The organism is Aeromonas sp. CA23, assembly GCF_002587065.1.
GTDB lineage: Bacteria > Pseudomonadota > Gammaproteobacteria > Enterobacterales > Aeromonadaceae > Aeromonas > Aeromonas bestiarum.
In genome coordinates, this window is the sequence record NZ_CP023818.1 from 87976 (window position 1) to 99972 (window position 11997).

Annotated in this window: 8 protein-coding genes; 3 read left to right on the plus strand and 5 right to left on the minus strand. The window is 62.6% G+C overall.

Going from position 1 to position 11997, the window contains the following annotated elements; all coding sequences use genetic code 11:
• Positions 1-72: 72 nt before the first annotated feature.
• The 3 genes from CK910_RS00410 to rfaH all read left to right on the plus strand — a co-directional run bounded on the left by CK910_RS00410 (position 73) and on the right by rfaH (position 2149).
• Complete coding sequence (locus CK910_RS00410; RefSeq protein WP_098980655.1) at positions 73-726, plus strand: methionine ABC transporter permease; 654 nt, start codon at positions 73-75, stop codon at positions 724-726.
• 26 nt (positions 727-752) lie between these two features.
• Positions 753-1553: a methionine ABC transporter substrate-binding lipoprotein MetQ gene (gene metQ, locus CK910_RS00415; RefSeq protein WP_043141813.1), complete on the plus strand. Its 801-nt coding sequence runs from the start codon at positions 753-755 to the stop codon at positions 1551-1553.
• A gap of 95 nt (positions 1554-1648) precedes the next feature.
• Entirely contained in the window at positions 1649-2149 is a 501-nt protein-coding gene (rfaH, locus tag CK910_RS00420) for a transcription/translation regulatory transformer protein RfaH (protein WP_043141811.1), read from the plus strand.
• A 256-nt stretch (positions 2150-2405) separates the two neighbouring features.
• Here the strand turns inward: rfaH and CK910_RS00425 are convergent, their stop codons facing one another.
• The 5 genes from CK910_RS00425 to dgt form a co-directional block, all read right to left on the minus strand.
• Positions 2406-4382 carry a methyl-accepting chemotaxis protein gene (locus tag CK910_RS00425; RefSeq protein WP_098980656.1) on the minus strand — a complete coding sequence of 659 codons (1977 nt, stop codon included), beginning with the start codon at positions 4380-4382 and terminating at the stop codon, positions 2406-2408.
• Between the two features lie 38 nt (positions 4383-4420).
• The gene (locus tag CK910_RS00430; RefSeq protein ID WP_172955190.1) at positions 4421-5632 is read right to left on the minus strand and encodes an EAL domain-containing response regulator; all 1212 of its coding nucleotides are present in this window, start codon (positions 5630-5632) and stop codon (positions 4421-4423) included.
• Positions 5613-9893, minus strand: coding sequence for an ATP-binding protein (locus CK910_RS00435; protein ID WP_098980657.1), 4281 nt, complete (start codon positions 9891-9893; stop codon positions 5613-5615). Before CK910_RS00435 ends, CK910_RS00430 begins: the two co-directional genes overlap by 20 nt.
• Before the next feature lie 148 nt (positions 9894-10041).
• On the minus strand, positions 10042-10245 hold the full coding sequence (locus CK910_RS00440) for a hypothetical protein (protein WP_098980658.1): 204 nt from the start codon (positions 10243-10245) through the stop codon (positions 10042-10044).
• Positions 10246-10613: 368 nt separating this feature from the next.
• Positions 10614-11969: a dGTPase gene (gene dgt / locus CK910_RS00445; protein WP_098980659.1), complete on the minus strand. Its 1356-nt coding sequence runs from the start codon at positions 11967-11969 to the stop codon at positions 10614-10616.
• Positions 11970-11997 lie beyond the last annotated feature (28 nt).

Below are 11997 nucleotides of genomic sequence, written 5' to 3' on the forward strand. Positions count from 1 at the left end.
CTCATCACTGCCCTCAAGGGCTGCCAGACGCAGTCCCTGATCACAATCACATTCAGCTGGAGGTAATGGGTCATGTCCGAAGCAATGATTAATCTGCTGGTCACAGCGCTCGGCGATACCCTGCTGATGGTGTTTGCCTCCGCCCTGTTTGGCTGCCTGCTCGGCCTGCCGCTGGGTGTGGCACTGCACGTGACCAAGGTGGGCCAGATCCTGGCCAACCCGGCCCTGAACAAGTTGCTCGGCATCCTGGTCAACATTGGCCGCTCAGTGCCCTTCATCATTCTGCTGGTCGCCATCATTCCGCTGACCCGGCTGATCGTCGGCACCAGCATAGGCACCATAGCCGCCATAGTGCCGCTGACCATAGGTGCCGTGCCCTTCATCGCCCGTCTGGTGGAAGGAGCCCTGATGGAGGTGCCGGACGGCTTGCTGGAAGCGGCCAAGGCCATGGGTGCCAAACCCTTGCAAATCATTACCAAGGTGCTGCTGCCCGAGGCCCTGCCCGGCATAGTCAACAGCGTCACCATTACCCTGGTCACGCTGGTGAACTACTCCGCCATGGCCGGTGCCATCGGAGGCGGTGGTCTGGGTGATGTGGGTATTCGCTACGGCTACCAGCGCTTTGACCCCACCGTCATGCTGGCAACCGTCGTCATTCTGGTTTTACTGGTTCAACTCATCCAGAGCGCAGGTGAGCGCCTGGTCAACACATGTGATCATCGTTAATCGTCGATTTCTGACAGGAGGTTTTTATGAAATTTGGCATTAAATCCGTTGCGGCTGCCCTGCTGGCTGGCCTGGTTCTGGCCGGTTGTGGTCAGAAAGAAGAGAACAAGACCCTGAAAGTGGGCGCCATCGCCGGGGCGGAATCCCAGCTGGTGGAAGCCGCGGCCAAGGTCGCCAAGGACAAGTACGGTCTGACCGTCGAAGTCGTTACCTTCTCCGACTTCGCTACCCCGAACGTGGCCCTGAACGATGGCAGCATCGATCTGAACGCCTTCCAGCACAAACCGTATCTGGATAGCCAGGTCAAGGATCGCGGCTTCGATCTGGTGCCGGTCGGCAACACCTTCGTCTACCCCATCGCCGGCTACTCCAAGAAGATCAAGGCCCTGGCCGATCTGAAAGAGGGTGCGCAGATCGCCGTGCCGAACGATCCGACCAACCTGGGCCGTTCCCTGATCCTGTTGCAAAAGCAGGGCCTGCTGACCCTGAAAGAGGGTACCGGCCTGGAAGCGACCGTGCTCGACATCGCCAGCAACCCGAAGAAGCTGAAGATTGTTGAACTGGAAGCGGCCCAGTTGCCCCGTTCCCTGGAAGACGTGGATCTGGCCATCATCAACACAGTCTACGCCTCCCAGATCGACCTGCTGCCAAGCCGTGACGGTCTGTTCGTGGAAGACAAGGACTCCCCCTATGTCAACCTGATCGTCTCCCGTGGCAACAACAAGGATGACGCCAAGGTGAAGGAGTTCGTCCAGGCCTTCCAGAGCGACGAAGTCTACAAAACTGCTGACGAACTGTTCAAAGGCGGCATAGTCAAAGGTTGGTAATCACTCACTCTGCAAAAAAGGCCACGCCAAGCGTGGCCTTTTTTATTGCCGCGGTTATCATAACCGGGAGCACGGCAACACGAACGTAACAGAACATGAAAAAATGGTATCTGGCCTACTGCAAGCCAAAGGAAGAGGCCCGCGCCCGCGCCCATCTCGAAGCCCAGGGGATTGAATCCTATTACCCCATGGTCGAAATCGAGAAGCTGCGGCGGGGCAAGCGTGTCCCGGTGCGGGAACCCATGTTTCCCAACTATCTGTTCATCTATGTGGATCTGGAAGAGGTCACCCCCGTCACCCTGAAGTCGACCCGTGGCATCAGCCGCATCATCCACTTCGGCAAGGAGTGGACCTCCATCAGCAGCCAGCTGGTCTATCAGTTGATGAGCCGCGACGACAGCGACGAGGCGAGAGCCAGCTACGCCAACCTGCCGACCCAGGGCGACAAGGTGTTGATCGAATCTGGCCCTTTGGCCGGATTCGAGGCCATCTATCTGGAACCGGATGGGGAGAAACGCGCCATCCTGCTGGTCAGCCTGCTGAACCAGGAGACCTCCAGCAGCTTCGACAACCAGTCTTTCCGCCGGCTGGACTAAGCCTCATCAGGCATCCATGGCGAGCAAGGCCTCACGCCTGCTGGTCAGCCTGCTGAACCAGGAGACCTCCAGCAGTTTCGACAACCAGTCTTTCCGCCGGCTGGACTAACCCGGCGAGCAAGGCCTCGCTCCTGCTGGTCAGTCCGCTCAATCAGGAGACATCCAGCAATTTCGACAATCAGGCCTTCCGTCGCCTGGATTGAAAAACGGGGCAGGCCCATCGGCCTGCCCCGTTTTTTTGCCGTCTGGTGCCGCCTCAGGCATCCAGCTCGAAGCGGCTGATGACGGACGTCAGCCGCCCCGTATCCTGCGCCAGTCTGGCCACTATCTCCTCCCCCTGCTGGCTGCGCTGACTCGACTGCCGGCTGAGCCCGGCGATCTCCTCCACAGTGCCCGCCACCTCCTGGGCAACCCGGGACTGCTGCTCGGTGGCGGTGGCGATCGCCCCCAGCTGACCGGACAGATCCTGCACCAGCTGCAGCATGGCACTGAGCGTCTCCGTCACAGACGCGACCGCATCCCGGCCCTGTTCCACCAGCTGGGTCCCGCTGCCGACCGTGCTCACCGTCTGGCGAGTCTGTTGCTGAATGCTGGCGATGGTCTGGCTGATCTCGGCCGTCGACTGGCTGGTACGGCTGGCGAGCAGGCGCACCTCATCGGCCACCACGGCAAAACCACGCCCCTGCTCCCCCGCTCGCGCTGCCTCGATGGCGGCGTTGAGCGCCAGCAGATTGGTCTGCTCGGCTATGGTGGCGATCACCTCGGTGACGCGCCCCACCTGCTCGCTCTGGGTGCTGAGCAGCCCCATGGCCTGATTGGCCTGGGCAATCATGGTCGCTATCTCCTTCATGGTGGCGGTCATGCGGCCGAGGGCATTGCCCCCCTGCCGCGTCTGCACCTCGGCCTGCTGGGCGGCCCGGGCCGCGTCGGCTATGTTGCCCGCCACATCCCGGGTGCTGACCGACATCTGTTCGATCGCCGCCGCCACAGTGTCGACCCGCTGATTCTGGCTCGCCAGATCGGTGACTATGGCCCGGGTGGTGTCGCCGACCTCGACGCACGCCCCCTCCACCTGCCCCACGGCCCCCTGGATCTCGCCGACCAGCTGGCGCAGCTGCAGGGACATCTGGTTGATGGAGCCCGTCAGCCCGCCCAGTTCATCCTGGCTCTGCACCGGCAGAGGGCGGGACGGCAGACGGCCGTTGGCCACCAGATCGGCCCGCACCACCAGGCTGGCGATGTCCCGGGTCAAGCGGCGGCTGAACAGCAGGGCCACCAGGGTGCCCAGCACTATGACGGTCAGGGTGGCCAGCAGCAGGGTACGGTTGATGGTTTGTCCGGCGCTGGCCATCTTGTGGCCCATGCTGTCCACCTCGGCGCGGGTCTGGGTGACCTGGGCCGCCAGCTGGCCGGCCAGCTGGGTCAGTGCAGGCTCGATATCGGTCGCCATCAGGTAGTTGGCCTGATCCCAGTCCGGCGCCTGACGCTTGCTGATCACCTGACCCACCAGCTCGGCGAAGGGGGCGGACATCTCTTCAAACAGCGACCAGAGGCCCTTCTCGGCCTCGGTAAAGTTGGCCTGCTGCTGTTTCACCTCGGCGACGCGCTGCTGGTGGAACTGGTAGTAGTCCTGATATTTGGTGCGATATTCGGGATCACCCGAGATGAGGAAGTCGCGCAGGGCGGAGAGCGCATTGGAGAGGCCGTTGTAGGCATCCCCCACCTGCTTGAGCAGCAGCCGGCGATCCCCCGGCAGCTGATCCTGCGGGGTGGCCACCTCTTCATTGGCAAAGGATTGCAGCTGATCGAGGGCCGATTCCGCCAGCGGGCCCGCCTCCAGCAGCATGAGTGTGTGGGCGGGCAGGTTCTCCTCGGTATGGGCGATGGCCCACACCTTCTCCTGATTGCCCTTGAACGCCTTGAGGGACTGGGCGAGGGCCGGTGTGAACGGCTGCCGTTCGATGGCCTGCCAGGCCCCTTCCCACTCCTGCTTGAGGCGGGCGGCCTGGGCCGGATCCTTGCCAAGGATGAGGTAACCGCGCAAGGAGGAGACGGTCGCCACCAGCGCCTTCTGGCTCGCCTCATCCCGCTGCAGGGCGGGCAGCGCCTGCTCCAGCAGATTGGTTTCGGCCTGCCCGATCCGGCCAAGCTGGTGATAGACCAGGGCGGAGGAGAGGAACACCAACAGGTTGATAAAACAGAAGCTGAGCAATAACTTGCTTGAAATTTTCATGAACGTCCTTGTTCAACTGCGGGCATGCTGCCCGGCACTCAGTCCCCGATCAGACCCGGTAACCGTTCGCGCCAGGTGTCATGCCACCCCATCAATTCATCGCGCGGCATGGGCCGGGCGGAGAAGAAGCCCTGACACACGTCGCACCCCAATCTGGCCAGCAGTCGCCAGGTCAGTTCATCCTCAACCCCCTCGGCGACCGACTTGAGCCCCAGTTTGCGGGCCAGTTCGATACTTGACTCTATTATGGCCAAACGTGAGGGGTCCTCATAGCAGCGATCGACGAAGGACCTGTCCAGCTTGAGCTCGGTGAAGGGCAGCAGGGCCAGCTGCTGCATGGAGGAGTAGCCGGTCCCGAAGTCATCGATGGAGAGCCCGAAGCCGTGCATTCGCAGCCGGGTCAGCACCTCCAGCGACTTGCCCAGATCCTTCACGAACGAGCTCTCGGTCACCTCCAGGGTGATGAGCTCGGGGTTGATGCTCCAGCGCTGGCACTGGTTGATCAGGGTGTTGCAGAGATCCCCCTCGATGAGGGAGGTGGTGGAGAGGTTCATCGACAGGTTGAGGGAGAGCCCGGTCTGCTCCCACAGGTGGCCATCGCGCAGGGACTTGCTGATGATCACCTCGGTCAGCTGGTCGATGAGACCGTTGTGCTCCGCCAGCGGGATGAAGCGAGCCGGCGAGATGAGGCCGTAGTCCGGGTGCTGCCAGCGGGCCAGCGCCTCCATGCCGACCCACTGGCCCGAGCCAAAGCTCACCTTGGGCTGATACCAGGGCAGCAACTGATCCTGCTCCAATGCCTGACTCAACTCATCCAGAGTCAGGCTGTGGCCGTCCTCCTCCTGGGCCCGCTCCTGTTGCGGCCGCCAGGCACCGATCAGCTGGCTGATCTGCTGCTGGCTGGAGGGCTTCTCGATGCGCCCCAGCACCTGCAGACCATAGGCGGCGCTCATCCGCAGCACGGCTTCGACCACGTCATCTTCCAGCGCGCTGGAGAGGATGATGCCACCACGAAAGCCGCCAAGGGAGAGGCGGCGCAGCAATGCCATGCCGTCCATGCCGGGCATGCGCAGATCGCAAAACAGGATGTCGACCTGATGACGCTGACACATGGCCAGCGCCTCCAGCCCGTCCTGAGCCTCCAGCAGGGAGAGATAACCGAGCCCACGGATCTGGTGCATCAGTGCCTTGCGCTGGAACGCGTGGTCTTCCACCACCATGATCACCAACTCATGCTGTGTCTTGTTCATCGAGCCATAGTCCAATTTCGCGTGTAATAGAGTTCATCAGCGCCTGTACTGTCTGACTCAACTCGGTGAGTTCTTCCAGCTGCTTCAGACGGGCCGCCGCTTCGAGTCGAGCCGCTTCCTCTGCCAATGCCAACTGCCCCACCATGCGGGCAGCGCCCTTGATGCGGTGCGCCGTCTCCACCAGGGCATGGGTATCCTGGCGGGCCACCGCCTGCATCATGTCATCGCCATCCTGGCGGTTGGAATCCAGGTACTCCCGCGCCATGCTGCGGGCCACCTCCTCATCCCCGAACAGCGAGATCCAGCACTCTCCCTGCTCTTTGGCCGGTTCGGGCGGTTGTGGCACCGCCTCGTCCACCGACACGACCACCGGCAGCCAGCGGGCCAGCATCTGGCGCAGGGTATCCAGGGTGTAGGGCTTGAACAGCATGTCGTTCATGCCGGCCTGCTGCATCTGCAGGCCGGCCCCTTCCGACGTATCGGCCGTGACCCCTATGATGGGAGCCTGCTCCCCCTGCGCCCGCAGGGTCCGGGTCAAGCTGTAGCCATCCATCACCGGCATGTGACAGTCGGTCAGCAGCAGGGAAAAGTCCTGCCCCTGCCAGGTGCGCAGCGCCTTCTCGCCATCGTCCACCACCTCGGCATCCACCCCGAGAATGGCAAGCTGGCGCGCCAGCAGGGCGCGATTGATGGGATGATCGTCGGCCACCAGCACGCGCCCCTGCAACTGAGCGGCATGGGCCTGCACCGGATGGATCGCTTTTTCCCCCAGCAACTGGTGGCAGGTCTCCAGCAACAGATCGGGGTAAAGCGGGGATTGACCCAGGCGCCACCAGGCATCCGAACCCATGCGGCCACGCAGCGCTTCCAGCGGGGAGAGCACTATGCCCTTGAGGGCGGATTGCTGCAAACGCGTCGACCACTCGCTGCCCAGCGCCTGTTCGAGCCAGCTCTCTTCCGCTAATAACAAACCACTCACCGGCTGCTGCCACTGCTGCGGGTCCAGACGATTCAAGCTGGCCCCCAGCCGCAGCATGGCAGACTGCAGGGCCGCATCCTCGCCAAACAGCCACCAGTGCTGGCCTGCCAGCGGCGGCGCATCCCATTGGCACTCCGTCAGCGGGAAACCGAACGTCAGCCGGGTTCCCTGACCCGGTTTGCTCTCAAGGGCCAGGCTGCCCCCCATTTTCTGGGCCAGCTGATGACAGATAGCCAGCCCCAGCCCGGTGCCACCGAAGCGTCGGGTTATGTCGGACTCCACCTGCTCGAACGGGGTAAACAGGCGATCCTGCTTCTCTTCGGCAATGCCGATGCCGGTATCGCTGACGGCGATGAACAGTTGCTCGGCGCGATAGCTGACCTGGATGCGGATCTCGCCCCGCTCGGTGAACTTGACCGCATTGTTGAGCAGATTGGAGAGCACCTGCCCCACTCGCACGACGTCGATGCGGGCCTGATCCGGCACCTCGGGCGCCCACTCCAGCGTCACCTTCAGCCCCTTGCCATGGGCCAGGGTGGCATGACCGCGGATCACGTCGCAGATCACGGAGGCGAGGCGACCATCCTGATAATGCAGCTGCAGCTGGCCCGCCTCTATCTTGGAGAAGTCGAGCACGTCGTTGACCAGATAGAGCAGGTTGTTGGTGGAGGTGATGACGTTGCGCAGCATGTAGCGCTGATCTTCGTTCAGCTCGCTCATCTGCAGCAATTCCAACATGCCGTGCATGCCGGAGATGGGGGTTCTGAGCTCGTGGCTCATGGTGGCGAGGAAGCGGCTGCGCACCTGCATCGCCTGTTCCGCATAGGCGCGCGCCTCTCGCAGCTCGTTCTCCTGACGCTTGAGTGCCGTGATGTCCTGGATCACCCCGTTGAGGATCAGATCCCCCTCTTCCTGCGGCACGAAACTGCCGCGTACCTGCAAATAGCGATCCCCTTCGGGGCGCACGACCCTGACCTCCAGATCGAGCGGCGCCAGCGTCTCGGCATGATTGGCCACCTTGCTGACAAAGTCCTGCAGCGCCTCTTCGGTAAAGCCGAACACCTCGCCCCCCGACTCGGCCGACATAATATCTTGCTGACTGGCGCCCAGGATCTCGCTCGCCCCCTGGGAGGCATACAAGAAGCGGCCCTTGCCAGGCCCCTGCCACAGGTATTGATAGACTATGCCCGGCATGCTGTCGGTGATCTGGGTGAGCCGGGTCTCCGCTTTGCGGGCCCGCTCCTCGGCCTCCTTGATGCGGGTCACGTCGGTGAGCACGGTCAGTACGCCCAGCATGTCACCGTTCGGAGAACGATAGGGGCGCTTGGCATAGATGACGTGGAACATGGCACCATCCTGGCGGCGGCTGTACCCCGCCCCTTCCAGCTGCTCACCGCGCTGCCACACCGCCAGCTCCTCCCTGAGCACCCGCTCCCGCTCCTGGGGCGGCATGCCGTCGAGATCGTCGCAATCATCGCCGACCTTGGCCCCGATGAAGGCATCCCGATAGGCCTGATTGCAGAGGGTGATACGCTGCTCGCGATCCCGCAGCGCCACCATGTTGGGCAGGGAGTTGAGCAGGGTCTGCACGAAGGTCAGCTGCTCGTTCAACTTGTGCTCGGCCAGCTGGCGCTGGACTATCTGGCGGCGCAGCGTGCGGTTCCAGCCGATGAACAGCAAGACGCTGAGCAGGAAGGCGCCGATCCCGAAGGAGGACCAGAGCAGTACGGTCGCCGGATTGATGCCGGTCTGTATGCTCAAGGAGAGCCATTTGTGCTCCAGTTTGGCCAGTTCCTCCGGCCGGATGGAGATCAGCACCTTGGTCAGGATCTGCTGCAGCATGGGATCTTGCTGGTGCACCGCCATGGCGACAGGCACCCGCAGCTCGTTGCCGGAGAAGACCACCTGATAGCGATTGTTGAACCCCTTCTGCAGCGCCTGCTCCAGGGTCGTCATGCTCATCAGCACATAGTCGACCTCATGCTGATCGAGCAGGGGCAACAGCCTGGTGTCGCTGCTGACCGTCACCGGATAGGCCCCCACCTCCTCAAGTATCAGCTCCTCGACCGAACCACCGACTATGCCCACCTTGTGGCCCTTGAGTGCGTTGAGGTTTTCCAGCTCCTTGCCCCCCTGCCTGGCGGCGATCACCCTGTGAATGAAGGCGTAATCCGGGGTAAACAGTGTGTACTGGCGCCGCTCGGCTGTGGGGGTAATGGCCGGAATGAGATCCAGCTTGCGCGCCTTGAACAGCGCTTGAGTCTCGGCCCAGCTGCTGGTCGGCACCAGGGTGAATTTGAGGCCGGAGCGCATGCTGAGCAGCTTGAGCAGATCGGCGAGGAATCCCTTGAGCTGACCATTGCCGTCAATTTCACTCACCGCCGGCCAGTCGGGGGCGACGCCGAATCTCAGGGTCGGGTGCTGCGCCAGCCACTCCAGCTCGCTCTGGTTGAACACTATCTGACGGGGGCCGTTGGCCAGTTCGTAGTCGACTATGCCGCCAGTCTCCAGAATGCGGCGTCGTTCATCGAGAGGGATATCGTTGAGAGCCAGCTCCAGCAGGCCCAGCAGACCCTGATTGTTGGGGCCTACCGCCATGGCCAGCGAGGTATCGGTCACCCACTCCGGGGTGATCACCTTGAGCCCGGCCTGCTGTTGCAGGCGCTGCAAGCGAACCAGGGCGGGCAGATCCGCCAGATAGGCATCCGCCAGACCTTTCTTCACCATGAAGACAGCCTCGTCGCTGCTGTCGGCCTCCACCAGGTGCGCCATGCCAAGCTGCTCCAGTTCCTCACAGGAGCTGAAACCGTGTTCACACACCCAGCGCAGTTGACGGGCCGCCGGCAGGGTCAGCTGGTCATCTCCCTTCGCCAGCAGGATGCCACGGGGCAGCCCCATGAGGTCCGAGGTAAAACGCATCTGTTGCTGCCGGGAGTGGCTGGGGGTCACGCCGATCAGCATGTCGACCTCGCCATCGAGCAAGGCCTGCTGGGCTCCGGCATAGTAGGGATAGGTCTTGTAGCGCAGGGTCAGTCCCAGCCGGCTCGCGACCAGGGAGGCAAAATCGTCGAGCGGGCCGCTGAAACCACCCCGGCTATTGGCATAGACATAGGGGGGCCAGGCCACCGAGGGCATACCGACCACCAGGTCGCTGCGCGAGGCGAGCCACAGCCGCTCGGACAGCCCCAGTCGATCCTTGTCCAGACCGGTTTCTGCCGCGGCGGCAAGGCTCCAGCAGGCAAGCCAGCACAACAGGAAGGCGCGATAGCAAAGACGCAACATGGACAACTCCTGAACAGATCGGAGAGCGATGATAGAGATTTTGGCAAAATGTGCGAATGAAAATTCGTAACCAAACTCAACCGGATACGAAAAATGGCAGGCCTGAGCCTGCCATTTTCCTGCAAGAAGGGGGCCAAGCCCCACATCATCAGGTTATTCGATTCCCAAGCCGGAAGCCGGTTTGATATTCCTGCTCACGGACGTGGGCGATCTGCACATTTTGCCCTTCCAGACCTATGTCTTTCAGCAAGGCAGGCGAGAGGTGCAGGTAACTGGTGCGGCGTTCCAGCCGGGTGATCCGCTTCTGAACCAGGGATTCGACGGTGCGCAGCAGGATCAGTTCGATAGACATAATATTCTCCAGTTGAACGTGCGGTTCTCCCGGAGAGGGGGCATCACCCTGCGGGACAACCGCGGGTGATGAAAAAGCAGGTGTTACCTGTTTCCTCCACGCGGCAGAAAAAGAGCACGAGTCTTCGCGCTGCTGATGCAGCGGTCGAACGCAACGTTTAGCATTGAATGTTGCATATCCGTCTCCTTACCGAGTGAAAGTTGAACAAGTTGCCACAGTCTAAAAAAAGACCGAATTTTATACAAGAACCTCACCCCCCATATGGGGAGTGAGCCATCTATCAATATCCAGACGAGACACAGGTCTCTCGCCCGTCAGCCGCACACATCCGCTCCCGGACGGCACGCACAGGATTTGCCTGGCGCGAGTCAGATCCCGGACAAGAGGCGGAACTCTTCCAGCGCATAGGTATCCGTCATGCCGCTTACATAGTCGAGCAGCAGCCGCACCCGGTAGTACCACTCCTGTTCGGCACCCTTGTCGAAACGGGGATCCCGGTTGGCCACCGCCAGCCGGTATGCCTTGAGATGACGGGCCGACAGGCGGTGAAACAGGCGGCGGGCGAAGAACAGCTCGCTGCCCCCCTGCCCGGCCAGCAGTCGCTCGAACTGGCTGGCAGGCAGCGCCAGCAGGCAGGCATAGGTGGAGAGCACGCCACGCAGGGCGGCATAGCCTTCCAGCTCCAGCGCCTCCACCTCGGGCCGCATGAACACCTGCTCGCGAGCCACCTGCTTGAGGGTGTCGAGCACCTGCGCCGCCGGCGCCTGACCGTGCAGCAACGCCTGGGGATAGGCGCCACTCAGTATGATGTCGTGCTCGCTCACATAGGTGTGGGCGGCCAGCGCGATCAGATCCCGGGTCAGCTGCTGGCGAAAATGGGGGAAGAAGCCTCTGTCAGAGGCGGTGGCATCCGCCAGCAAGCCCGCCATGTAGGCGCCCTCATCGGCCAGACGCAGCGCCTGTTGCAGCTCGCTCAGGCTGAGAATGCGCCTGTCCACCGCATCTTCGAGATCGGCGATGCAGTAGGAGATGTCGTCGGCCGCCTCCATGATGTAGACCAGCGGGTGGCGGCAACCGGGCGCCAGTCCCAGGCTCTGGCTCAGGGAACGGTAGAGGGGTTGTTCACTGAAGAAGATGCCGCGCTTGCTGGCCCAGCCATGATGCTGACCGTCGTGCAGGGGCTGCTGCGGATACTTGCACAGGGCGGCCAGCTGCCCCAGAGTCAGATTCAGCTCGTGCAGGCTGTGCACCAGCCGCAGGCTCTGGGCGTTGCCGTCGAACACCAGCAGATCCTGGCGCAGTTCGGCCCACTGCGGGCTGGGCGCCTGGCCAAGAGCAGCGGCAAACAGATCATCCAGCGCCTGTGCCAGCCACTGGCTCATCACCTGCTCGCCAAAGTGGCCGAACGGCGGGTTGCCGACATCGTGCAAGAGGCAGGACATCTCCACCAGATTGATAAAGGCCCCCTCGCACACCGAGCCCGCCGGCAGCGCCGCCAGAACGCGGCGGCTGATCTGGCGGCCGGTCTCCTGCACCTCCAGCGAATGGGTGAGACGGCTGCGTACCGAGGCCTTCACATCGAGCGGAAAGACCTGGGTCTTCTGCTGCAGTCGACGCACCGGCGCGGCCTGCACTATGCGGGCGCGATCCAGCTCGGTCGCCTCCAGCAGCGCTTCGTCGCCCCAGCGATGGATGCGCCCAGGGGTAATCAAACGGCTATACATGTTGCGGCTCCTTGCCTGCGGCTCGCGT